General features: G+C 36.3%; 23 protein-coding genes and 1 pseudogene. 21 read left to right on the top strand and 3 right to left on the bottom strand.

From position 1 onward, the window contains the following. The 4 genes from KI369_RS11825 to KI369_RS11810 all read left to right on the top strand — a co-directional run. The coding region (locus KI369_RS11825) for a VOC family protein (protein ID WP_212956059.1) at positions 1-327 on the top strand (327 nt) is incomplete at its 5' end. A gap of 256 nt (positions 328-583) precedes the next feature. Then, complete coding sequence (locus tag KI369_RS11820) at positions 584-2,683, top strand: vWA domain-containing protein (protein WP_212956058.1); 2,100 nt, start codon at positions 584-586, stop codon at positions 2,681-2,683. A 73-nt stretch (positions 2,684-2,756) separates the two neighbouring features. Continuing rightward, on the top strand, positions 2,757-6,119 hold the full coding sequence (locus KI369_RS11815; protein ID WP_212956057.1) for a tubulin-like doman-containing protein: 3,363 nt from the start codon (positions 2,757-2,759) through the stop codon (positions 6,117-6,119). 57 nt (positions 6,120-6,176) lie between these two features. Further along, positions 6,177-6,311, top strand: coding sequence for a hypothetical protein (locus tag KI369_RS11810; RefSeq protein ID WP_001116179.1), 135 nt, complete (start codon positions 6,177-6,179; stop codon positions 6,309-6,311). Between the two features lie 79 nt (positions 6,312-6,390). Here KI369_RS11810 and gerSC read toward each other — a convergent pair whose 3' ends face one another. The 3 genes from gerSC to gerSA are packed head-to-tail and all read right to left on the bottom strand — an operon-like array spanning position 6,391 to position 10,160. Further along, positions 6,391-7,527: a Ger(x)C family spore germination protein gene (gene gerSC / locus KI369_RS11805; protein WP_212956056.1), complete on the bottom strand. Its 1,137-nt coding sequence runs from the start codon at positions 7,525-7,527 to the stop codon at positions 6,391-6,393. Continuing rightward, positions 7,528-8,625 carry an endospore germination permease gene (locus KI369_RS11800; RefSeq protein ID WP_212956055.1) on the bottom strand — a complete coding sequence of 366 codons (1,098 nt, stop codon included), beginning with the start codon at positions 8,623-8,625 and terminating at the stop codon, positions 7,528-7,530. It lies immediately after the preceding gene. After that, entirely contained in the window at positions 8,622-10,160 is a 1,539-nt protein-coding gene (gene gerSA / locus KI369_RS11795; RefSeq protein WP_212956054.1) for a spore germination protein, read from the bottom strand. Before gerSA ends, KI369_RS11800 begins: the two co-directional genes overlap by 4 nt. Before the next feature lie 296 nt (positions 10,161-10,456). Between gerSA and fdhF the strand changes: the two genes are divergently transcribed. From fdhF to KI369_RS11710, 17 genes and pseudogenes are all read left to right on the top strand, one after another. Further along, positions 10,457-13,396 (top strand): formate dehydrogenase subunit alpha, encoded by a 2,940-nt coding sequence (gene fdhF / locus KI369_RS11790; protein WP_212956053.1) that lies wholly within the window; start codon positions 10,457-10,459, stop codon positions 13,394-13,396. Positions 13,397-13,408: 12 nt separating this feature from the next. Next, complete coding sequence (locus KI369_RS11785) at positions 13,409-13,891, top strand: helical membrane plugin domain-containing protein (RefSeq protein WP_000729894.1); 483 nt, start codon at positions 13,409-13,411, stop codon at positions 13,889-13,891. Positions 13,892-14,006: 115 nt separating this feature from the next. Beyond that, positions 14,007-14,351 (top strand): Na-translocating system protein MpsC family protein, encoded by a 345-nt coding sequence (locus KI369_RS11780; RefSeq protein WP_000039582.1) that lies wholly within the window; start codon positions 14,007-14,009, stop codon positions 14,349-14,351. 16 nt (positions 14,352-14,367) lie between these two features. After that, entirely contained in the window at positions 14,368-15,165 is a 798-nt protein-coding gene (gene fdhD, locus KI369_RS11775) for a formate dehydrogenase accessory sulfurtransferase FdhD (RefSeq protein ID WP_073515879.1), read from the top strand. Positions 15,166-15,185: 20 nt separating this feature from the next. Continuing rightward, complete coding sequence (moaA, locus tag KI369_RS11770; RefSeq protein WP_212956052.1) at positions 15,186-16,202, top strand: GTP 3',8-cyclase MoaA; 1,017 nt, start codon at positions 15,186-15,188, stop codon at positions 16,200-16,202. A 189-nt stretch (positions 16,203-16,391) separates the two neighbouring features. After that, positions 16,392-17,171 (top strand): formate channel, encoded by a 780-nt coding sequence (locus KI369_RS11765; RefSeq protein WP_212956051.1) that lies wholly within the window; start codon positions 16,392-16,394, stop codon positions 17,169-17,171. A 24-nt stretch (positions 17,172-17,195) separates the two neighbouring features. Continuing rightward, complete coding sequence (locus tag KI369_RS11760; protein ID WP_212956050.1) at positions 17,196-18,212, top strand: molybdopterin-synthase adenylyltransferase MoeB; 1,017 nt, start codon at positions 17,196-17,198, stop codon at positions 18,210-18,212. 18 nt (positions 18,213-18,230) lie between these two features. Further along, positions 18,231-19,538, top strand: coding sequence for a molybdopterin molybdotransferase MoeA (gene moeA / locus KI369_RS11755; protein ID WP_212956049.1), 1,308 nt, complete (start codon positions 18,231-18,233; stop codon positions 19,536-19,538). After that, entirely contained in the window at positions 19,519-19,983 is a 465-nt protein-coding gene (gene moaE, locus KI369_RS11750; RefSeq protein ID WP_212956048.1) for a molybdenum cofactor biosynthesis protein MoaE, read from the top strand. Before moeA ends, moaE begins: the two co-directional genes overlap by 20 nt. Before the next feature lie 4 nt (positions 19,984-19,987). Beyond that, positions 19,988-20,224 carry a molybdopterin converting factor subunit 1 gene (gene moaD / locus KI369_RS11745; protein ID WP_212956047.1) on the top strand — a complete coding sequence of 79 codons (237 nt, stop codon included), beginning with the start codon at positions 19,988-19,990 and terminating at the stop codon, positions 20,222-20,224. 72 nt (positions 20,225-20,296) lie between these two features. Beyond that, positions 20,297-21,346 (top strand): Mrp/NBP35 family ATP-binding protein, encoded by a 1,050-nt coding sequence (locus KI369_RS11740; protein ID WP_212956046.1) that lies wholly within the window; start codon positions 20,297-20,299, stop codon positions 21,344-21,346. 15 nt (positions 21,347-21,361) lie between these two features. Next, positions 21,362-21,586: a group-specific protein gene (locus tag KI369_RS11735; protein WP_212956045.1), complete on the top strand. Its 225-nt coding sequence runs from the start codon at positions 21,362-21,364 to the stop codon at positions 21,584-21,586. A gap of 41 nt (positions 21,587-21,627) precedes the next feature. Next, positions 21,628-22,026, top strand: coding sequence for a hypothetical protein (locus tag KI369_RS11730; RefSeq protein WP_212956044.1), 399 nt, complete (start codon positions 21,628-21,630; stop codon positions 22,024-22,026). 157 nt (positions 22,027-22,183) lie between these two features. Further along, on the top strand, positions 22,184-22,432 hold the full coding sequence (locus KI369_RS11725) for a DUF1294 domain-containing protein (protein ID WP_212956043.1): 249 nt from the start codon (positions 22,184-22,186) through the stop codon (positions 22,430-22,432). A 91-nt stretch (positions 22,433-22,523) separates the two neighbouring features. Then, positions 22,524-23,465, top strand: a complete 942-nt coding sequence (gene rarD, locus KI369_RS11720) for an EamA family transporter RarD (protein ID WP_212956042.1) — start codon at positions 22,524-22,526, stop codon at positions 23,463-23,465. Between the two features lie 79 nt (positions 23,466-23,544). After that, a complete protein-coding gene (locus KI369_RS11715) occupies positions 23,545-23,970 on the top strand; it encodes a divergent PAP2 family protein (protein ID WP_087958799.1) in 426 nt (141 codons plus the stop codon). A 99-nt stretch (positions 23,971-24,069) separates the two neighbouring features. After that, a pseudogene (locus KI369_RS11710) lies at positions 24,070-24,376 on the top strand (squalene--hopene cyclase); the annotation flags it as partial.

Genomic DNA, 24,376 nt, shown 5'->3' with positions numbered 1-24,376 from the left:
CATCTTAATTTAACAGTTTCAGATGTAGCAGTTACTAGAGAGTTTTTAGAAAAATATTTCGGTTTAACTTGTAGCGGAGCAAGGGGAAATGGCTTTGCAGTTATGCGTGATAATGATGAGTTTACATTAACGTTAATGAAAGGGAAAGACGTACATTATCCGCAAACATTTCATGTAGGGTTTCCTCAAGAAAGTGAAGAACAAGTGAATAAGATGAATCAAAGATTGAAGGAGGATGGATTTTTGGTCGAGCCTCCTAAACGTGCACATGCGTATACGTTTTATGTTGAAGCACCTGGTGGATTTACAATTGAAGTGATGTGTTAATTTAAAATCAAACTTTTTGATATTTGTTTTCAATATAAAAAGTAGGAAAAGTCTGTTTTAAGTGTAGAGCTTAAACAGGCTTTTTTACTTATAGTATCGGATAGAAAACGCTAGAAGGAATAATATTCAGTTTTTATAACTGTTTACATAATAAAGTTATGCTGTGTTAGTTGTCCTAAAATACAAGTCATATATCTTGTTTCCTCTCATAAATTTAAACATAGGAATTTGTCTACAAAGGTGGCGAAGCCTCATCATGAAAATTCGAATTTGTGCCACATTCATGTTGTTTCTATTTATATGGTTACATCCTTTTTGGACTTTTGCAAAAGGAGAGGAGGCAAAGGAAAGGGTCGTTTCACTTGTATATGATGATTCGGGCAGCATGAGAAATAACGATCGCTGGAAATATGCCAATTACGCTTTGCAAAGTTTAGTTGCGCTATTAGATGAAAAAGATAAATTTTCGTATGTTCCAATGAGCAAGCCGAATGATCCATTAAACATTTCGTTAACGAAGGATAAGAGACAAACGGAAATCGAGGGAATTGGAGCATGGAAAACGTATTTAAATACTCCGTTTAGCGCAGTAGAAACGGCGATACAATCTATAAAAAAGGAAGCAGATATAGATGGAAAACGTGAATTTTGGCTTATTGTCTTAACTGACGGGGCATTTAATGATTTAGAAAAAGATAAGGTTGGCGGAAAAGAACAAATCTTGCAGAAGTTAGCACAGTTTAAGAAAGAAATGGATGTAAAAAAGATATCATTACATCCGGTTTTAATTACGATGGAAGAGGATTTAGGACAGCAAGAAAAGGCGCAACTAAATACGTTTAAAGAAATATGGAAAAAAGAGATAAACGGAGTTACGATGCCATCTAGTGGAGAGGATGGTATTGTAAAAAGCGTCAATCAAGTGGCAGCATTAGTTGCAAATCGTGATCCGTTCTCTTCTGTTGAATCGATTGTAAAAACGAAAGTAGTAGGGAAGAAAGTAGAGATTACAACACCATTTCCATTAAAGCGTATGACGCTTGTACGACAATCGCCTTCTTTGTCTAATTATCAGGTCACACAAATTTCTAAACCGTTACAATTACAATCTTCTTATTCCATACATGCACCAGGAGAAGCGAAATTATTCGGAAATATAGTTCATATCAGTACGGAAAATCAGGAAGTTATTAAACCAGGAACTTATACGATAGAGGTGGACCAGGATATTGAGAAAGAAGGACTACAAGTACTAGTTGAACCGGCGCTTAACTATACTGTTTCTACTTATGACAAAGATGATCGTAGTCAAAAAAATGTGGAAGAAATGTACGAAGGTGTTACCGCTGTTATTGAAGCGAAGCCTACGGAATTGCCAATTCAGTCTTCATATTTTCAGGCAGAAGTAGAAATAGACGGAAAACAGTACGCGATGAAGTGGGATGATAAAAAACATGTATTTTACTACGAAAAGAAGATTGATAAAGGGTTAGTGCGCGGGAAAGTTCATATGAATATAAAGGGATTTTACAGACAGACGAAAGAATTTAAAATCGAAGTGACGGAAAAACCAAAATTATCACTGCAAACGATAACGAAAGATTATGAAGAAAAAGTAACAAATTTAGAGAATAGTAAACCCTTTATTATACAACCACAGTTAGATGATAAGCCGATGACAGAAGAGGCTGTAAAGAAACTAATAAAATCTACTGGTGTCACATCTAAACAATCAATCAACTATGAAATAAAACAACATGGTAATCAAATTTATATTTATCCTCGACCTCATTACTCCGACACATTCAATTTTACAGATACCGGCACCGTAGAAGCTACCATCGTAGTGCAGGATTCAAAATTACAAGAAGTAAAGAAAAGTATATCACTTCATATTCAAAATGCACCGTTTTATGAAAAATATGCGCTTATTTTTAAGTTTGTTATTCCTATCACTTTATTACTGTTAGTAGTAGGAATAATTGTTTTAGGATGGATTGTTCGTCCAAGATTTCACCGGAAAGCACTATTATATTACGAATGGGATCAAGAGGTAGCGAAAGATTGGTTATATCAATCTGAACCAGAGTTACTTAAAAATAAATGGTGGAAACACTATTTTGGCATTCCATTCCGAGCAGAAAGAAAGACCGTGCAATCCGTTACGTTTATAGCAAAGAAAGGATCGAAATCGATATTTGTGGCGAAAGAGTCACAAGTAGTAGGAATGATTATTGATGGGATGTTTATAACAGAGGATGAGGTTGGAATGGAACATAAGACACTATATCCAAATGAACTTTTAGTAATTGATAGAGGGTATGGTAAAGAAATTTACAGGTACGAATGTGAATAGTAGATAGGGCAAAGAGGGGGATTTTAGCTTTCCCTCCTCTTTTCAAACAAGCAAGAATAGGAAGGTGGTTCACATGACGTTACAAGTTCCAACGATATTAATTGGTTTAGGTGGAATCGGTAGTACTGTGACACATCAAATATATGAAAGACTACCTGAGGAACGCCGAAAAAAAGTAGCAATGCACGTATTTGATACAGATGTGAATACTTTGAGTAAATTTGATCATATTCGAAAGTTTAAGACGCAAACGAGTTCGAGTAAAACGCCAAGAGAGTATATTGCAGGCGATCCAACGATTCCAGAGTGGTTTCCGATGGACCCGACAATACTTGATAAACCATTGACAGAAGGGGCAGGACAGTTACGTGTCATTTCTCGTTTAGCGTTACGTGCTGCGATGAAAGAAGATAAACTAACATCCTTTTGGCAAGAAATTGAGAAGATTTTTCCGGTTACAAGCGATCAAACAGAATATGGAGTGCGTGTCATTATAGTAACATCACTAGCCGGCGGAACAGGTTCAGGGATGTTTCTACAAATTGCATTATATTTACGTGAAATGCTTCGGAAAAAACTGCAACATCACAACATTTTAATACGTGGTGCGTTTTTAATGCCGGACGTTTTAGTGAAAACGAGAACGGTTAGTGCGAAAGAGTTTGAAACGGTGCAAGCAAACGGCTATGCCTCGTTAAAAGAATTACATGCGATTACACTCGGTTCTACGGGGGAACTATCTAAACGCGGTGGCGTTACAATTGAATTAGAATATCGTCCTGATCAAGTAGATGAAGATGGAAGAACGAATCATACGATTAAACAACATCATTTACCGTACAATTATTGTTTCTTATACGATTACGAAAACTTACATGGACACCATCTGCATAATTTATCAGATTATATGGAGCAAATGGCAAATACGATTTATTTACAGTTATTTAGTCCGATGTCTGCAAATCATTTCGCACAGGAAGATAATCAAATTCAGCAATTAGCAGAATCAAGCGGCAAAGGGCGATATTGCGGGGCAGGAACGGCAAAAATTATTTATCCATACGAGCACGTGTTAAAATATTGTGCTTTAAAATGGGCAGTGCAAGGTTTAGATGAATCGTGGCTTCATTTAGATCAACTGTTTCAAGAGAAGAAACAAAGATACGATCAAGATGTAAAACGTGGTATGCAACGTGAAAAGCCAGAGCGTGGGAAAAGTTATTTAGAAGACTTAGAACATCTTGCTACTCGTCCAGAACAGGCTCATATTTTCTATAGACAAATGTATAATGAGACGCGTGAAGGAGCAGAAGGTGGTAAGGTTGGAGTTGCGAAATCTAAACTGTTTTTAGAAGCTGTAGAAAGCTATGTACAGCGTACGGTGCAAAAAGATGAGGAATTAAACCGTCTACAGCATGAGTGTAAAATTTCAGCTGCGAAACTGAAATTGATGGAACAAATGAAAGGTGAAGTAGCAAGGGTGGATCATGCAGTTCGTTTATATGCGTATGCGATTCCGAGCCGTGTACATGAACATGTAACGACACTTTTATATGACATGATTGAATCAGACCGTTTTTCACCAAGTGGTTCTGAGGGACAGTCATATCAACTAAATACATGGTTTTTAAAGAAAACAGATCCTGTTCATCCAGTATCCGCTCGTTTTATGTTATATGAAATTCGAAAGCAGTTAGTAGAGAAAATGAATCGACTACATGAAAATAATGAACAAAAGCGTAATGTAATTCAAAACTACGATAAGAAATTTAATGTGAGTAATATTGATGGAACGGTAACAGCTGTGCGCCGAGTAGAAATCGCGCAGCAACAAGGCTGGTTTGGAAAAATGATTAATAATCAGCAGCGTTTATTTAAAAAGGAATTTGAAGATATTGTAACGCAGTACGTACACAAATTAAACGAGTATCGTAAAGAAATGCTATTAGAACTCGTATATCAATCGCTATATCAAGCAGTTAATAAAATGATTCAATATTGGGAAAGATTTTTTGATAATTTACACGAAACACGTGAAAATTTATTGTTCGAAATTCAAAAGCGAAGCAAGGAATTTGAAGGGAAAACAAACCCAACGAATGTATATGTATTAGCTGAAGAGAAGTTACAAGAAAAGATATGGCAAGATATGCAGCAACATTTAAATTTAGGTGTATTACCGAAAGATATATCAGCGGAAATTTATATGAGTTTATATGGGGAATATTGCAGGGATGCGAAAACGGAAGAGATTCAATCGAAAAAGGTAGAAGACTTTTATCGTGAGCACATACTAAGTTATTGCTACGATGAGTTACAAATACGCTATCGTGATAAATTAGAACTGAATATCGTTGAGGCGTTACGAAAAGAAGCGGATTATAAGAAACGTGATCGTGATGAATACGTTCGTGAAAAAATTGAAGATTTGTTCCATTTAGCTAGTCCATTTGTACCGAAAGTTTCCCATCATAGGGAATTGCAATATTGGGGTATACATCCATCTTTAAAGAAAGAACTGCAAGAGGAATTAATTCAAGAAATGTTTAAAGAAAAAGATACAGTACATGAAGCTTTTTCACCATTTGAAGTCATTTGTTATCGTGCGCATTACGGTTTATCACTGCAAGATTTTCCTAAGCTCTCGTCTGGGCATATTGCAAATGGATTTATGAATGATAAAGGTGATTATTTTCAGTCTTACTATCGCCGTGTGAACAAGTTGAATAGTAAAAAATCTAGTTTAACGCCGCATTTAGATAAATACTGGCACTTGCCAGCATTCATGCCAGACCTAAATGCAACGCAAACGAAGTTAGATTACGATAAATGTAATCGCGCTCTTCTATACGCGTATATGTATCGTTGGATTAGTTTAGTTGCTGTTGATGGCCAGTTTGTGTATCAATATAACGGCGTTGGACGTAGCTTCTTAATTCAGTCGATGGGGAAAAATATTTCAAGCGAAAGTTATAAATTACACAGAGCATTGCTTCATAATCCGTTTATTTATGAAAACATCTTGTCTAGATTTGAAGAAGAACAAGAAAAGGCGATGATACAGGGCGGACATTTATATACACATCCGTTTGTATTAGGTGCTCAAGATATTAGATGGCTTCGTAAAGAGCATGTCCATAATATTTTAGATATGATTTTAATGTATGACCGTGAAGCAAAATATGACCCAACGCTAGAAGAAACTTCTGATGAATTATTAAGGCTATTCCTTGATGAAATTGAGTTGTATTTTCAAAACTATTACGGTACAGGTGCCGATATGGTTGCAAAGAAAGAGAAAGAAATGTTTATTAAACAATTGTGGGATCGTTCGTATGCGAAAGGTTATGTAGATCCAAATAGTGCTCCTTATAAAAAGTGGCAAAATTTATTAAGCGTTTATGATGAAGAGGAAACGCCAAAAACGAATGTATAATGAATGAATAGGGAATCCTTAAAAGTGGCAATACAACTTTAGAAAAGAGGGATTCCGATGCCGTTTTTAGGAAGTGTATATCAAATATTTGGATTGTATCCAGAAATTTATTATGGAATGATTTCAGCTGAACTTGCAGAGCAGCAAAGATTGGAACAAGCGGAAAACGAAGAGCCAGAAACAGAAGTGTAACTGTATAAGAAGCTTCAAAATAAAAATGATAACACGCTACTTACTCTTTACACGTATAAGAGTAAGTAACGTGTTTTTATTATTTAATAATCCCGTTTTCTAAAATTTTAATAGTAGGAGTTACTTTCACATTAGCTTTTGAAAAGGCACTTGGCCAATCATCTTCGACAGTTTTCCATTCTTTATATTGAAACGCTCTCGCATAATCACCAAATCCGAATGGATCAAGTTGCTGTTTTTGAATGTTGTGGATTAAATCATTTAAATCTTTGTTTAGTTGTTTTGTAATAAGTGAAGTTAATTTCTTTCTATCTTTATCTATATCCATGTTGAATGTAAGTTCAGATACGGAAACTTTAAAATCCATTGCAATATTAAATTTGAAGTGGTTATCGTTATAGCTTGTGTGAATGTCACGATTCAAGCTAAGAACATTTATTGTTACGAAATCGTCGCCGTCTGTATCTTTTAGATGACTATTACTTTCAACTGAATGAGAAGGGATTTTCAGTGTAAGTGACACGGGTATATTCGCTTTCTTTTGCAACATAAGAAGAAGGGCACTTTCATATCGATTTAAAGACATCTTATAGATTCCGCGAGAAGTTAATAGTGCAGAGCCGGTAACAATCACATCTTTTTTACCTTTTTTTATTTCTGAGATAGCAGGTGTTATACCTTTATTAAACGTTTGCCTATGAAATTCATGGAATGTCGTAAACGCGGTTCGATTGTATAGTTTGTTCGTATTAATTAAATCTGTTAAATATTCAGGAAGTGCAGGCTTATCTTTAAAGTTATTATATATAACGGAAGAAATTGGACCGTCCACTGCAACCATGCGCATATTTCCAGTGTTTTTAGGATCTCGATACCAAACATCAAGGTAAGGCATAGCTCCTTCTTGTTTTAAAAACTTCGTGCTAAATAAAATGAGCTGTAATTTTTCTGTAGATACTAAACCGCCACTTGAACTATTAAACGTTGCTTTTGCTTCTCGAGGTGTACGTACTTTCGCCTCATGTGTTTCGTACTTTTTTTCTACGTCTTCATTAAAAATAGGATTTACGTGGTACACAATTAATTTTCCTTTTGCTTTTGCGTCAAAACCGTAAATTAATGAAATGGATTGTTTTTCTAAGTCTAGCCGATCTCCACAGCCTGTTAATAAGGTTATGAGAAAGCAAAGTATAGTGAAATGAATAAAGCGTCTCATTTAAATTTTTCTCCTTTTCCAATGCTGATAAAGTGTCATGTATAAGAGAAATACGACTGGGAATAGAAAAACGATAAAATAACTTGCAGTTCCCCAAAATTCTCGCAATGCACTTATTTGATAAGAGGAAGGGGTATAAAAGAATAGAATGAAAGTACACCCGAATAATAAAAGCCAAATAGGTAATGAACTCCCTTTTTTGTTAAGTAATTGATTGATTCCATCTGAAGCAGTGAAAATATAAGGAATACAAGAATCGAAAATAATGAAGAGATAAAATGATAAAAAGATAATTTCAAATCGTTCTAGAAATGAAAAGTGAAATGGTGTAACAAGAGAAAGAGTCGGCCATAAAAACTTAGTTATACCATCTGGGCTAAAATAAACGAAAGAAACGAATGTAACTTGTAGGTAAACGCATAGCGTAATCATATTTGCAATAATGATTCCTTTTTTTGCAGCTGATTTGTTAGTTAGATAGGGATAAAGGACGAATGCAAACTCGAATCCGAGAAACGCAATGATAGTTGATTTCACTGTGGTTACAACTGGTATCCATCCTTCCTTTAGAAAGGGAAGAAGATATATCCAATGACCATCTTTAAGAGGAATAAACAATAGTAATGGCATCCAAAGGGTAAAAATCACAGTGAAGACGGCAAAGCGACTAATAATAAGTACACCTTTACATGCAAGCATAAGCATTGGAATAGAAAGCAAAATCATAATTAAAAACATAGGAGATCTAGGTAAAATCCAAATGTGAATAACATACAGGAGGGAAAAAACTAAGGAAACGGCTGCAAGTACAGCATATAGAATCCAAAAAATCATTCCTATTCTTCCTAGCCACTTTCCAAGATAACGAGTCAGCACATCGAGTAAAGTATATCCAGGATGCTTTTCCATAATTTTTACAATACATAAACTGACTAAAGTAGTGATAGCGCATCCGATAATGATAGACATCCAGCCATCTGTATTCGCTCCTTGTGCAACTTCACGCGGAAGTGTAAGGACACCGAATCCTACTTGAACACCACTAATCGTTAAAATGTATTGAAATAAACTAATCTCCCTCTTTGCACGCTTTGTCACTTATCTTCCTCCATTTCTTCTATATCACTTTGTCGATTTTCTTGTTTTAAGTTAAGGGATAGTGGTCGTTTCTTCATTATTTTCCGAGGTAAACGTATAAGAGTGTCTTTTAAATCCGAAGCAAATAACGGAGAAAAAGGACTACCATAAGGAACACTAAGTGATTCCATAGAAAGAATATGGATGATAATAACTGCCATCCCAACCATAATGCCAATGACCCCAAATAAAGAAGCGATTATCATCATTGGAAAGCGAAGAAGCCGAATTCCTGCTGACATTTCCATGTTAGGGATGATAAAAGAAGCGACTGCGGTAATAGATACGACGATAACCATAACGTTACTTACTATTCCAGCTTGAACTGCAGCTTGTCCAATGACGATCCCTCCTACGACGCCAATTGTTTGTCCAACAGGTCCAGGAAGCCGAACTGCAGCTTCGCGGAGCATTTCAAGTACTAATTCCATTAAAAGTGCTTCTAATATAGGGGGAAAAGGAATTTTAGCTCGCGATTCTCCAATTGTTAAAAGTAATTTAAGTGGAATCACTTCATAATGGAAGGAAATCATAGCGATATAAAGAGCAGGAGCAAATATTGCAATAAATAATCCGGTGAAACGAAGTAATCGTATGAAAGATGGAATCATTGGTCTGAAGCTGTAATCATCTATCGTCTGAAAAAAAGACGAAAAGGTCATAGGTCCAATTAATACGCCTGGTGAACGATCTACAACAACAGCGATACGCCCGTTTAGAATGTGATGTGCTGTCGTATCAGGACGTTCAGTTATTGATAATTGCGGAAAAAGAGTATAAGAATTATCTTCAACAAACCCTTCTAATTCACCGGTAGTAAGAATGGCATCCACTTTAATGGATTCGATGCGGCATGACATTTCTTGTATGACATCTTCGTTTGCAACATCTGCTAAATAAAGCATAAAAACTTTAGAAGCGGCCCGCTTACCAACAGTGAACGCTTTCACTTTTAATTCGCGATTTGGAATATATCGGCGAATAAGAGCGATACTGTCGCTCGCGACTTCATTAAATCCTTCGTGTGAGCTTTTTAGTGAGCTTTCGGTTGTAGGTTCTTCAATACTCCTTTTTGGTGCCGCTTGTGTATCTAGTTCCAAAGCAGATAGTTGCCCGTTTATAAATAAAATACTTTTGCCGTGTAAAAGAGATTGTTCAATGTCTGTCCACTGTTGAATTTTTTTAATATTTCCGATAGAAATAGAAGATTCCCAAAAATCGTCCTCATTCCATTCTTTAAATAAGAGGGGACGAAGAATATCTACATTAATAACAGTTTTATCTACAAGTCCTTCCATATATATAAGAGCAGCTTCTTTTCCGTTTTTCAACGGAAAAGTGCGTGTAATTAATTCTGGAATACCGCTAAACAGTTTGGACAAGTGTTTTAGATTAAGGGAGAGAGAAGAAGAGATAGCTTTATTTAATAAGTGATCAGCTTGCTCTTGTGCAGAAAAAGACTTTTCACCACGTATCCATTTATTAAAAGACCCCATTTATTTGTTTACTCCTTGTCATGTATTATATGGGTTATTATGGATAGTTCCATGCGGACATATGCGTAGTTTAAATTTTATATTGTATATTTCCATCTTTAACGCTATAATTATAGTGTTAAAGATGGAATCGTGATATGACCTGTTATGAATCTATCGTTTTATTTATGAATAAATGGATTGGTATTTTAGCAAGATGTGCTAATAAACTACTCCACCATGATAATAACGTGCCGAAATGTGGTGCGTATATTTTCGTGGTGGAGTTTTTTTATTCTCAAAAAGGGGGAAAGACCATGAATGACAACATGGTTCATATTACAATTGACGGAAAAAAGTATACAGCGGAGCCCGGTTCAACGATATTGGGTGTGATTAATGAGAACGGAATTGAACATCCGCAAATTTGTTACGTGCCAGAAGTAGATCCTATTCAAACATGTGACACTTGTATTGTAGAAGTTGACGGAAAGTTAATGCGCTCTTGTTCGGCAGTAGTGACAGAAGGTATGAACATTGAACGTAATTCTGCCCGTGCCAAAGAAGCGCAAACAGAGGCCATGGATCGGTTACTAGAAAATCATTTATTATACTGTACAGTATGTGACAATAACAATGGGAACTGTAAACTGCATAATACAGCAGAATTAATGGAGATTGAGCATCAAAAATATCCTTATGAACCGAAAGTAGATGTAAGTGAAGTTGATATGACGCATCCGTTTTATCGCTACGATCCTAATCAATGTATTGCATGCGGTCAATGTGTTGAGGTGTGTCAAAACTTACAAGTAAATGAAACGTTATCGATAGACTGGGAAGCGGAACGCCCACGAGTTATTTGGGATGAAGGAGTAAATATTAATGATTCTTCATGCGTGAGCTGTGGTCAATGTGTAACCATTTGTCCTTGTAATGCTTTAATGGAGAAAACGATGCTCGGTGAAGCTGGATTTATGACGGGATTAAAACAAGATATTCTTGAACCGATGGTAGATTTAATTAAAGAAGTTGAGCCTGGATATAGCGGCATTTTTGCGGTATCAGAAGTGGAAGCGGCCATGCGTGATACTCGTACGAAGAAAACGAAAACAGTTTGTACATTTTGTGGCGTAGGTTGTTCATTTGAAGTGTGGACGAAAGGGCGTAAAATCCTTAAAGTACAGCCTTCTTCTGATGCACCAGTTAACGCAATTTCTACTTGTGTAAAAGGAAAATTCGGTTGGGATTTCGTAAATTCTAAAGAACGAATTACGAAACCTTTAATTCGTAAAAATGGAACGTTTGTTGAATCTACATGGGAAGAAGCGCTAAATGTAGTTGCAAGTAAATTAGGATCGATTAAAGAAGAATACGGTAAAGGTGCTATCGGTTTTATTTCTTCATCTAAAATTACGAATGAAGACAATTACGTGATTCAAAAATTAGCCCGACAAGTATTTGAAACGAATAATATTGATAATTGCTCACGTTATTGTCAATCACCAGCCACAGACGGATTATTCCGAACAATTGGTATGGGCGGAGATGCTGGAACGATTAAAGATATCGCACAATCTGGTCTTGTTATTATTGTAGGTTGTAATCCGACAGAGGGTCATCCTGTTTTAGCTACACGAATTAAACGTGCACATAAATTACACGGACAAAAATTAATTGTGGCTGATCTTCGTAAAACAGAAATGGCAGAGCGTTCAGACGTCTTTGTTAGTCCAAAACAAGGAACAGATCAAGTATGGTTAATGGCTGTTACGAAATATATGATTGATCAAGGCTGGCACGATCAACGATTTATTGATGAGAATGTAAACTTCTTTGAAGATTTCAAAGAGAGTCTTACAGAATATACACTTGAATATGCAGAAGAAATGACTGGTATTTCAAAAGAAACACTTATTCAAATGGCTGAAATGATTCGTGATGCAGATGGTACATGTATCCTGTGGGGCATGGGTGTAACGCAAAATACAGGTGGATCTGATACTTCCGCTGCGATTTCAAACTTACTTCTTGCAACGGGTAATTATCGTCGTCCAGGTGCTGGTGCATATCCGCTTCGAGGTCATAATAACGTACAAGGCGCTTGTGATATGGGTACTTTACCAGGATGGCTTCCTGGATATCAACACGTTACTAATGATATGGAACGTGCGAAATTTGAAATGGCTTACGGAGTGAAAATTAATAGTGAACCGGGTCTTAATAATATTGAAATGCTGCACGCAATTGACGAAGGGAAAATGAAAGCTATGTATCTTGTCGGAGAGGATATGGCTCTTGTAGACTCTAACGCGAACCACGTACACGAAGTGTTATCTAGCCTTGATTTCTTCGTTGTGCAAGATGTTTTCCTTTCTAAAACTGCTCAATATGCAGATGTTGTATTACCAGCAGCACCGTCTCTTGAGAAAGAAGGTACGTTCACAAATACAGAGCGCCGTGTACAAAGACTGTATCAAGTGCTTCCTACGCTTGGAGATGCGAAACCAGACTGGTGGATTGTGCAGGAAGTTGCGAATAAATTAGGTGCAAACTGGAATTATAGCCATCCAAGTGAAATCTTTGCTGAAATGGCAAGCTTATCACCACTATTCTCACAAGCAAACTATGAAGTACTGGAAGGATGGAATAGTTTCCATTGGGGAAGCTTTGATGGTACGAATACACCATTACTTTTCCAAGCTGGATTTAACTTCCCAGATAAAAAAGCTCGTTTTGCGATTGCTGACTGGGTACGTCCAGCTGAATTCCCAGCGGAGTTCGATCTTCACATTAATAACGGTCGTATGCTTGAGCATTTCCATGAAGGGAATATGACAAATAAATCAACAGGTATTCAAACGAAAGTACCTGGTGTGTTTGTTGAAATTTCTCCAGAACTTGCAAAAGAACGTGGAGTAAAAACTGGTTCATTAGTTCGTCTTGTTTCTCCTTTTGGAGCATTAAAATTACGTGCACTTGTAACAGACCGTGTAAAAGCGAATGAGTTATATTTACCGATGAACTCTACAGATAATGAAACAGCGATTAATTTCTTAACAGGTCCTGCGGTTGATACGCGTACGAACACACCTGCTTATAAACAGACGAAAGTGCGTATGGAAGTGATAGAAGTTGATGGTGAAAACCCGATGCCAAAAGCAAATCCACGCAATAAAAAACGTCACCCTCAAGCTGGTATTGAGGTAGATCGTAAGTGGGCACGTCCAGGGTATGTGCATTTAACGGATAAGTAGGAGGAGAAAAATATGGCTGCACCTATAAAAATGATTCAGAAACAAGAATTAACTGAGGAAGAAATAAAACAGCAAAAACTAGATGATTTAAAAGAGCTTCTAGCTAATAATGAAGAAGCTTTAAATCAAATGTTTAATATTGTTGGTGAATTAAATGACATCGGAATGCTAGAAGCCGCAAATTCTATGCTCAAGGCGAAAGAACCAATTGCAAAAATCGTTCTTGGTCAAGTGACTCGTGAGCCTGTTACAAATTTAATTAATAATATGATGGGTGCTGCAGGTGCTTTAACAGAACTTGATCCGGAACTTACGAAAAAGCTTATAGGTAGTTTATTAGTAGGACTAGAAGAAGGTAATGAACATCTAGAGAGTAATAAAAAAGTAGGGGTATTCGATCTTATGAAAGTATTGAAAGACCCAGACATTAACCGTGCTATCGGGTTTGGGCTTCATTTCTTAAAAGGTATGGGTAAAGGGTTAAAAGACGAATAATCTTCATGAGGTGAATCTTCTCGCTCAAATGTTGGTGCGAAATAGTTTGGGCGAAAGGATCATTTTGGTAAAATATATAATAAAGTAAAATGAGGATTTTGGGAGGTATAATTGTATGTCAAAAAAAGTACATGAATTTAATGATATGATCCGAAAACTTCGAAAGGAACTTTTCGGAAAAGGACCGGAACGAATTCATACTGTTTTTGCTGAAAATATGGCGATTGCGACCCTTTACGGAAACTTAACACCTACTGAAAAATTCATTTCAAGTACGATGGACGGTGCAGAAATGGTTCATATGGCTAGAACAAAAATGATTCAAGAAGTGTATGCCGCAAATTCCCGTGAACATTTGGAGGAACTTGTTGGAGCGAAATTAGTGAATTTGTTTTCAGATATGAAAGTGGAAGAAGATATTGCAGTTTCGGTATTCGTTTTTGATAAAAATATAACGTGAGAGAAGGATACTGATCGTGAAACCGATACAGGTAGAAAGAGAAATCTTTCGTTATGAACAAGGGGCGTTTAAACATATAGAGGACAGCATTGTAACAGAGTTTCCAGTCACCATTAAAATGAACGGACAGGAGTTTGTTACAATGGTTAGTACTCCAGAATATATAGAAGATATGGTAATAGGCTTCTTAGCATCTGAAGGAATCATTCGAAAGTATGAAGATATTGATGACATATGGGTACAAGAGAAAGAAGGATTTGTACATGTCACAACGAAAAAAGTGAATCCGTATTACGAACAAATGCAAAATAAACGTTATATTACGTCGTGTTGTGGTATGAGTAGACAAGGTTTTGTTTTCGCAAATGATGCACTAAGCGCAAAGAAAATGAATGGTGTCCATGTACAGGTTGCAGCAGAAGATTGTTTTCGGTTAATGAAAGAAATGCAGCAATCCGCAGAGACATTTCGTCATACAGGCGGCGTTCATAATGCGTCTTTGTGTGATGTGAATGGTATTATTTTAAGCCGAATGGATATCGGAAGGCATAATGCGTTAGATAAAATTTACGGTTATTGTTTAAAAAATAATATTTCTATAAAAGATAAAATCATAGTTTTTAGTGGTCGTATTTCTTCGGAAATATTATTGAAAGTTGCAAAGATTGGTTGTGAAATTATACTTTCAAAATCAGCTCCAACTGAGTTGGCTTTGCAGCTAGCTGAAGAATTAGGGATTACTACGATAGGGTTTATTCGGAATCAATCCTTAAATGTATATACGCACCCAGAGCGTGTTTTAAATATAAAATAAGTAAAAGCGAGGCAATAAATATGAAATCTGTCACATTAGACAAACTACAACGTCCTTTAAAGGATTTACGTATTTCTGTTACTGATCGCTGTAATTTTCGCTGTCGTTATTGTATGCCAGAAGAAATATTTGGTCCTGGTTATTCGTTTTTGTCTAATGATAAAATTTTATCTTTTGATGAGATTGAAAGGATAACACGTATTTTTGTTTCTTTAGGTGTAAGAAAGTTACGGATTACGGGCGGAGAACCGTTACTTCGAAGAGGTCTTCCGCAGCTTATTGAGCGCCTTAATAAAATAGATGGTGTGGAGGATATCGGTTTAACAACCAATGGATCATTACTGAAAAAGTTTGCTCCTGATTTATATAAGGCGGGTTTATCACGTGTGACAGTTAGTTTAGATTCCTTAGAAGAAGAGCGGTTTTTCTATTTGAATGGTAATAGAAGCAAAGTACAAAGGGTACTAGAAGGAATACAGGCTGCAGCTGAAGTCGGTATGAAAATTAAAATAAACATGGTCGTTCAAAAGGGAAAAAACGAACAGGACATTTTGCAGATGGCGCAATACTTTAAGGAAAATAAACATATCCTTCGTTTTATTGAGTATATGGACGTTGGAAATTATAACGGTTGGGAGTTAAAAGAGGTCGTATCTAAACAAGAAATAGTAGATATGATTCATCAAGTTATGCCATTAGAACGGATGGAAGCGAATTATGCAGGTGAGGTTGCGACTCGCTATCGTTATATTGGAAGTAATGAAGAAATAGGTGTTATTTCATCAGTAACAGATTCTTTCTGCTCTTCATGTACGAGAGCTCGTATTTCTGCAGAAGGAAAATTATATACTTGTTTATTCGCTTCTAAAGGAAATGACTTGAGAGAACTGCTTCGATCTGACTACACTGACGAGGAAATAACAGATGTCGTACGGGACATATGGAACAACCGAGAAGATCGTTATTCAGATGAACGGTTAAGTAATAGTAATAAAAAAGCTATGCCTAAAATTGAAATGTCACATATCGGTGGTTAATATAAAGTTGACATAAAAGTGAAAAATGGAAGGTGTACAAGAATTGTAGATTTTCTATTTTATAGTAAAAGTGATGATTGATCTCTCTGTAAAAGATGTGCAGAGAAATTAAGCAGCATTCAAAAACCTTTATTTTGAAGAGGTTTTTTGAAGCTGCTTTTTTATTTGGAGAAAATGGAGGAATTGGTAATGTCATTTCATAAACCGGAACAAATTGCTGAGCTTGTTATTGAGGCCGGTGTTCAAAAAGTAAGTCAGACCTTGCCAGCAATGCTTATTCTCGGTTTTTTAGGAGGAGCGTTTATTTCGTTAGGTTTTTTGCTTAACATTCGCGTTTTAGGTAATTTACCAGAGCGTTGGGGTAGTTTAGTTAATGTTTTAGGCGGAGCAGTTTTTCCTATTGGGCTAATGCTCGTCGTATTGGCAGGAGGAGAATTAATTACGGGAAATATGATGTCACTGTCTATGGCGCTTTATGCAAAGAAAATTACATTAGTAAGTGTATTAAATAATTGGGTTTGGATTACTTTCATGAATTTTGTGGGAGCTATTTTCGTAGCGTATTGTTTCGGTCATCTGGGCGGATTAACAGAGGGAGATTATTTAAATAAAACGGTAGCGATAGCGGAAGGAAAGTTACATGAATCATTTGGGAGAACTTTAATTTTAGCAATTGGTTGTAATTGGCTCGTTTGTTTGGCGCTTTGGCTCGCTTATGGGACGAGTGATTTTGTCGGAAAGATAATCGGAATTTGGATTCCAATTATGGCATTTGTAGTGATCGGGTTTCAGCAAGTGGTAGCAAATATGTTTGTCATCTCAGCAGTTATTTTTGCAGGTCATCTGACGTGGATGGATCTTGCTAGAAATTTTGTTCCTGTCTTTATCGGAAATGTAATTGGAGGAGCTGGATTTGTTGGATTTGCTTACTTTGCTTGTTATCAAAAACAACATTCTAATATGAAATAGAGTTCGTGAGAGGAAGGGTATGTAATGGCTGAGCGGTATTCACGACAACAGTTGTTCAAACCAATTGGGAGTAGAGGACAAGAAAAAATTCGAAATAAACATGTGTTAATTGTAGGAGCAGGCGCATTAGGAAGTGCAAGTGCCGAAAGTTTCGTACGTGCAGGTATTGGCAAGTTGACGATTATTGATCGTGATTACGTTGAATGGAGTAATTTACAAAGGCAACAATTGTACTCTGAAGAAGATGCGAGAGAGAAAATACCGAAAGTAATTGCTGCTAAAAATCGGTTAGAGCGAATTAATTCGGAAGTACACATAGATGCTTTCGTAATGGATGCAAGTGCAGAAAACATGGAAGACCTATTAAAAAATGTAGATGTAATAATTGATGCGACAGATAATTTTGATATTCGATTTGTAATCAATGACTTATCACAAAAATATAAGATTCCGTGGGTATACGGTTCTTGCGTTGGATCGTACGGTATGAGTTATACGGTTATTCCGCAAGAGACACCATGTTTACATTGTGTGCTGAAGAACGTTCCAGTTACAGGTGTGACATGTGATACCGCTGGAATTATTAGCCCAACTGTTCAAATCGTTGCAGCATATCAAGTGGCAGAAGCACTCAAAATTTTAGTAGAAGATTGTTCAGCAATTAGAAAAACATTTTTCATGTTTGATATATGGAGTAATCAAAACCAGTGTATAAAACTAGGGAAAATCAAGACAGACGATTGCTCTTCGTGCGGTTTGAATCGAACTTATCCTTATTTATCATACGAAAACCAAACGAAGGTAGCTGTTTTGTGCGGAAGAAATACAGTTCAAATTAGGCCAGTAGAAAATAGAAAGTACGATTTTGACGATATAGAAAAAGTATTAAACAAACTGGGGGAAGTAGATCGGAATCCGTATTTACTATCTTGTCAATTAGATGATTACCGCGTCGTTATTTTTCGGGATGGTCGTGTTTTCATTCATGGTACAAATGATATTTTGAAAGCGAAACAATTATATTATCGCGCATTCGGTTAATAGAAAGGGTTGTCAATAATGGAAAGAAGAGTACCAATTACGGTGGAAGAAGCTGTTCGTAAAGTAATGGGATTTGCTAATGAGGGATTAAAGGAGCTACTACCCATTGAATTAGCTTACGGGCGTATATTAGCAGAGGATTTAGTAGCTGACCATGATGTACCTTCATTCAATCGTTCACCGTATGACGGATTTGCTATTAGAGCAGAAGATACGAATGTAGCAAGTTATGAAACACCAATTGTGTTTGAAGTAATTGGTGAAATTGGTGCGGGATCAATATTCCAAGAGAAAGTAGGTCCGTTTCAAGCAGTTCGAATTATGACGGGAGCGCAAATTCCGAATGGGTGTGATGCGGTGGTTATGTTAGAGCTAGCTCGTCAATATGAGAAAGCTGGCAACAATTATATGGAAGTGAAGCGATCATTCAAAACGGGCGACAATATTTCTTTTCAAGGTGAAGATGCTCGTAAAGGAACGGTTCTTGCAAAGAAAGGAACATACATTAATCCAGGTATTTCAGCTCTTCTTGCTACGTTTGGGTATAGCGAGGTGCCAGTTGCGAGAAAGCCTGTAGTTGGACTATTAGCGACTGGCAGTGAATTACTGGATGTAAACGATTCATTACAGCCAGGGAAAATCCGAAATAGTAATACGTATATGATATTGTCTCAAATCCGAAGAGCAGGCGGAAGAGTAAAATATTTTGGGAAGTTTAGCGATGATTTTCATACGTGTTTTACGGCTGTAAAAGAAGCGTTAAGTCAAGTAGATATGCTCATTACAACAGGCGGTGTATCAGTAGGAGATTACGATTATTTACCAGCTATTTACGAAAAGTTAGGTGCCTCTGTTCTTTTCAATAAAGTTGCAATGCGGCCAGGGAGTGTTACGACTGTAGCACAATTAAATGGCAAGTTATTATTTGGTTTATCAGGAAATCCATCTGCTTGTTACGTCGGATTTGAATTGTTTGTAAGGCCTTGTATTCGGACGTATACGTTTAGTGAAAAAGCACATATGAAAAGAGAAAAAGCGTTATTAGGAGAAGATTTTCTAAAACCAAATCCATTTACAAGATTTGTGCGGGCAAAACTGACATATAACGAAGGGCAATTAATTGCTTACCCGTCAGGGTTTGATAAATCTAGCTCGGTTTCTTCCCTAGCAGAGACAAATATATTTATTGTACTTCCAGGTGGTACGAGAGGTTATAAAAAAGATATGTTCGTAGATATTCTCTTACTGGAAGATAACGAAGGTAGTGAATGGACTGGGACATTTTATAAAGTGAGAGGTGTTTCTAATGGGACAAGCACTATTTGAAATTGTAGATATACCGATTTTAGTTGAAGAAGTAACGAATAAAGTCGCAAGAAGAGAAGCAGGTGCAATTACAACATTTATTGGTACGGTGAGAGAACTAACAAAAGGAAAACGAACGCTACATCTAGAGTACGACGCATATAAACCGATGGCAGTAAAACAACTTACGAGAATTGGTGAAGAAATAAATGAAAAGTGGCCGGATGCAAAAGTAGCAATTACGCATCGTGTAGGACGGCTAGAAATCATGGATATTGCGGTCGTTATTGCAGTTTCATCACCGCATCGCAAAGTAGCTTATGAAGCGAATGAATACGCGATTGAACGTATAAAACGAATCGTCCCAATTTGGAAAAAAGAATTTTGGGAAGATGGAACGATGTGGATTGGAGATCAACTTGAAAATACACCTTATCCAGAAGGAAAACCGAAGAAGGAAGAATGAGAAAATGATTACAATTTTACTGTTCGCAAATTTGCGTGAGGAAGTCGGATTAGACCGATTAGTAATTTCCGAAAAACAAGAAATGACTGTGCAGCAAGTAAAAGGATGGCTCAAAACAAACTATTGTTTACAATCTCTTGATAGAGTGATGGTGGCTGTTAATGAAGAGTTTGTAACGAATGAAGAGATGATAAAAGCTGGAGATATAGTCGCATTCATTCCACCCGTTAGCGGGGGATAATAAGCTTTTTCACCAGTTAAAGCGCCAAGAAGATGTTGTATATAAATTCGAATACGAGAAGGGATGAGTTCTATGATTACTCAAGAACAAATAATGAACGCGTTAAAACATGTAGAGGATCCAGAGTTACACAAAAGTATTGTAGAATTAAATATGGTTAGAAATATACAAATGAATGGAACAGAGGTTAAACTTGAAGTAGTGCTAACGATTCAAGGTTGTCCGTTAAAAGCAAAAATTCAACAAGATATTGAAGAATCACTTCACGCAATTGGTGCATCTAAAGTAGATTTAACATTTGGTTCTATGACAAAAGAAGAACGTGCAGACTTAACAGAGAAGTTAAAGAAAAATACTAGAACAGAAACTGGTATGCCGAACATGCTCCGTCCTGATTCAGGGGTACAATTTATTACTGTAACGAGCGGAAAAGGTGGAGTTGGAAAATCAACTGTGACAATTAATCTTGCAACTGCACTAGCTCGTATGGGCAAAAAAGTGGGGATATTAGATGCAGATATATATGGTTTTAGCATTCCAGCTATGATGGAAACAAGTCAAAAACCGACGATGATTGATCAAACAGCAATTCCAGTTGTTAGTCACGGTGTTAAAATTATGTCGATGGGATTTTTTACGGAAGGAAATAACCCGGTTATGTGGCGTGGACCGATGTTAAATAAATGGATTCAAAACTTCCTTGCGAATACGCACTGGGGAGAATTAGAGTATTTAATTCTTGATTTACCACCTGGTACAGGAGATGTTGCTATTGATGTTGCAGCAATGATTCCTCAGGCGAAAGAAATTATCGTTACAACACCACACAATGTAGCTTCATTTGTAGCATCTAGAGTAGGTGTTATGGCAAAACATACGAAACACGAGATTTTAGGGATTGTAGAAAATATGGCTTATTATGAAGAACAAGATGGATCAAAAAACTATCTCTTCGGAAAAGGTGGCGGCGAAATGCTTGCAGAACAATTGCAAACAGAAGTGATTGCGCAAATACCTTTTGCAAAAAGAGAAGAAAACAACGGTTCATCTGTATATGATGAAGATTCTCTTGTTGGAGAAGTGTTTACATCGTTAGCTGAGGATATTATTTATAGAGGATAGAGGGGGAAGTTTAGTATGGCGTGTAACATTGATCATTCTATTGAAGATGTGATGAATAAGCTTGAAAATCAGAAGGATTTTTTACCGGAAGTGATTTTTAAAGAGTTAAAGGGGTTTTTGCAAGGGAATTATTCACAGGAAATATTAAATGATGTCTTTCATCTTTTAAAGAAGTATGACTTAGTGAGTGAAGAAGAACGAGAGATGAGAAATACTCAATTATTGCTGATTATAAAATAAATACGCTTTGGCTTTTGTTTGTAACAGGAGAGGTAAATGTAATGAATATGAAGAAGATGATTGAAACGATAGAAGCAACAAAAATGACTGAAGAAGAATTATCGATTGTTCATTTACATCAAAAGCTCGTGAAGTTATATAGTCAAAAAAATGTCGCTCATTATACGGAGTTATTAAAATATATTTTATCATTATCCGTGCAGCTAAAATTACATCTCGTATTGAAATATTTTGGTGTGCGACCAGTTGTTACCGCCGATGAGCGTATGCAATTTCAAGAGATGTTTAAATGCCTAGCTAAGAAAGATGATAATGGCGAATGGTTTCTAAATTTCGTTTCTTTATATGTAGGGCTAATTGTAGTTCTTCATTTTGATGAAAAAGAGATGGAGAGAAGTTTTTTCGATGAAAGGGTAGTGGATGAAGGGAATGAAATATAAGATTCTGCTCATAACATCCTTTTTTTTATAGCTATAATTGGCCTTTTGATTGGCTATGTAAATATGAAGGTAACTCATTAATAAAAAGTGTTCTTCAGTTGTTTCCATCGTTTTTTCATGTTACCATTAAGCGAATTTTTCATAGGGAGAGAAAGCGATGAAATGGATTTATTTTATTATTATTAACGTTATAGCTTTTAGCCTTATAGGGCTTGATAAACGAAAAGCGAAGAAAAAACAGTGGAGAACGCCAGAGAGTACGTTATTTTTATCAGCGGCAGCTGGAGGAGCAGTTGGTGCTTGGATTGGTATGTATATGTTTCACCATAAAACACATAAAAAGAAATTTGTTTTCGGTATACCATTACTTGTCTTTATAACAGTATGTTTACTTTTTGCTGTATGAGAAATGTCGAAAGAATTGCAGATTGATTATTGGTAAAGTGAGCATGCGGGACCGTATAATGGAGAAAAATGAGAAGAGGAGAAAAAGGAAGATGGGGAGTCAATCAGCACAGCAAAAAAAAGGGATCATATATGCGGCTGGTGCTTATACGATGTGGGGAATCCTACCAATCTATTGGAAATGGGTTGAGGAAGTTCCAGCAGATGAAATATTAGCACACCGCATTGTTTGGGCGTTCGTTTTTATGTTATTTGTATTAGGTGTTACGAAGAGATTTCGCCAGTTTATTGGGGAGCTTGTGAATCTTTTTAAACGACCTAAATTATTAATGTCATTAACAATAGCTTCAGTCTTGATTAGTGGAAACTGGTTTGTCTACATATGGGCCGTTAATCATAATCATGTCATTGAAGCAAGTCTCGGATATTATATTAATCCGCTTATTAGTATTTTACTGGGTACAGTCGTTTTAAAAGAAAAGTTAAACTTTTGGCAATATGTTGCAGTTGGTTTAGCTGGATTAGGGGTTATCATTTTAACAGTACGTTTCGGATCTATTCCGTGGATTTCTTTATCACTTGCCTTTTCATTTGGATTATACGGATTAACGAAAAAATTGTTAAACTATGATGCAACAATTGGACTTACGATGGAAACGATGTTAGTGACACCGTTTGCGATTATTTATCTCGTTATGACAGGAATGCATGGATTCGGTTCATTTGGATCTATTTCCATGTTATCGACGATATTATTAATAGGAGCAGGAATTGTTACAGCGTTACCACTTTTTTATTTTGCAAAAGGAGCACAACTTATTCCGCTTTATATGGTAGGTTTTTTACAATATATTGCACCAACGATTAGTTTAATTTTAGGTGTATTCGTATTTGGTGAACATTTCACATCTACTCATATGATTGCATTTTTCTGTATATGGGTTGCATTATTTGTATTCTCGGTAGCGAAAACAAAGTTCTTAGTGCAGAAACAACCGAAATTTATAAAAAATAAATCAGCAAAAGTATCATAATGCGTAGTATTTTCTACGCATTTTTCTTTATACTGATACTATATAGAATTTCCATTATAGCTAGTAGGGAGCTGAGAACGTGGAAACAATTTTACATAATGATCCGCTTATGGCCGCTGTAATTTCATGGTTTTTAGCACAATTAACGAAAGTAGTCTTTAAATTAGTTAAAACGGGTGAATTCGATTTTGCAAAGTTTTTCGCTTCAGGTGGGATGCCAAGTTCTCATGCTTCAACTGTTACAGCACTTGCGACCGGTGTTGGCGTTGTGGAAGGTGTGGAAAGTACCTTATTTGCTGTTGCTGCTATTTTTGCAATAATTGTTATGTATGATGCTTCAGGGGTAAGACTTGCAGTAAGTAAACAGGCGAAAATATTGAATGAGTTTTTTCACGGTAGACAAACAGAATATAAGAAATTAAATGAACTTGTCGGGCATACACCGTATGAAGTAGTAGTCGGTGCTTTAGTAGGGATAATTGTCGGGGTAGGATATTGTTTATGAGCAGAACATTTTATATGTTCTGCTTTTCTTTGTTTTCATACATATTCAGCTACCTTTTTGAATATCGTTATACGGATTTCGAAAGGGTGGGTGAGTAATTTGTTATTATACGAAAAAGTGCATGAAGAAATAGCGAGAAGAACAACTGCACTTCAAACGATGCAACAGCGAGATGGAACGTGGCGCTTTTGTTTTGAAGGAGCACCATTAACAGATTGTCATATGATTTTTTTATTAAAATTATTAGGTAGAGATAAAGAGATAGAACCGTTTGTAAAAAGGTTAGCATCACTTCAAACAAATGAAGGAACATGGAAATTGTATGAAGATGAAGTGGGTGGCAATTTATCTGCTACAATTCAATCTTATGCTGCCTTACTGGCTTCAAAAAAATATACAAAAGAAG

It is taken from the genome of Bacillus sanguinis (genome assembly GCF_018332475.1).
Taxonomy (GTDB): Bacteria; Bacillota; Bacilli; order Bacillales; family Bacillaceae_G; genus Bacillus_A; species Bacillus_A sanguinis.
Note: the sequence above shows the minus strand (reverse complement) of the source record. Positions and strands in the feature narration are given on the sequence as shown.

Bases quoted from the DNA above. Each gene is read 5' to 3' on its own strand.
- KI369_RS11820 (WP_212956058.1), top strand. From the start codon at position 584: ATGAAAATTCGAATTTGTGCCACATTCATGTTGTTTCTATTTATATGG.
- KI369_RS11815 (WP_212956057.1), top strand. From the start codon at position 2,757: ATGACGTTACAAGTTCCAACGATATTAATTGGTTTAGGTGGAATCGGT.
- KI369_RS11810 (WP_001116179.1), top strand. From the start codon at position 6,177: ATGCCGTTTTTAGGAAGTGTATATCAAATATTTGGATTGTATCCAGAA.
- gerSC (WP_212956056.1), bottom strand. From the start codon at position 7,527: ATGAGACGCTTTATTCATTTCACTATACTTTGCTTTCTCATAACCTTA.
- gerSA (WP_212956054.1), bottom strand. From the start codon at position 10,160: ATGGGGTCTTTTAATAAATGGATACGTGGTGAAAAGTCTTTTTCTGCA.
- fdhF (WP_212956053.1), top strand. From the start codon at position 10,457: ATGAATGACAACATGGTTCATATTACAATTGACGGAAAAAAGTATACA.
- KI369_RS11785 (WP_000729894.1), top strand. From the start codon at position 13,409: ATGGCTGCACCTATAAAAATGATTCAGAAACAAGAATTAACTGAGGAA.
- KI369_RS11780 (WP_000039582.1), top strand. From the start codon at position 14,007: ATGTCAAAAAAAGTACATGAATTTAATGATATGATCCGAAAACTTCGA.
- moaA (WP_212956052.1), top strand. From the start codon at position 15,186: ATGAAATCTGTCACATTAGACAAACTACAACGTCCTTTAAAGGATTTA.
- KI369_RS11765 (WP_212956051.1), top strand. From the start codon at position 16,392: ATGTCATTTCATAAACCGGAACAAATTGCTGAGCTTGTTATTGAGGCC.
- KI369_RS11760 (WP_212956050.1), top strand. From the start codon at position 17,196: ATGGCTGAGCGGTATTCACGACAACAGTTGTTCAAACCAATTGGGAGT.
- moeA (WP_212956049.1), top strand. From the start codon at position 18,231: ATGGAAAGAAGAGTACCAATTACGGTGGAAGAAGCTGTTCGTAAAGTA.
- moaE (WP_212956048.1), top strand. From the start codon at position 19,519: ATGGGACAAGCACTATTTGAAATTGTAGATATACCGATTTTAGTTGAA.
- moaD (WP_212956047.1), top strand. From the start codon at position 19,988: ATGATTACAATTTTACTGTTCGCAAATTTGCGTGAGGAAGTCGGATTA.
- KI369_RS11740 (WP_212956046.1), top strand. From the start codon at position 20,297: ATGATTACTCAAGAACAAATAATGAACGCGTTAAAACATGTAGAGGAT.
- KI369_RS11735 (WP_212956045.1), top strand. From the start codon at position 21,362: ATGGCGTGTAACATTGATCATTCTATTGAAGATGTGATGAATAAGCTT.
- KI369_RS11730 (WP_212956044.1), top strand. From the start codon at position 21,628: ATGAATATGAAGAAGATGATTGAAACGATAGAAGCAACAAAAATGACT.
- KI369_RS11725 (WP_212956043.1), top strand. From the start codon at position 22,184: ATGAAATGGATTTATTTTATTATTATTAACGTTATAGCTTTTAGCCTT.
- rarD (WP_212956042.1), top strand. From the start codon at position 22,524: ATGGGGAGTCAATCAGCACAGCAAAAAAAAGGGATCATATATGCGGCT.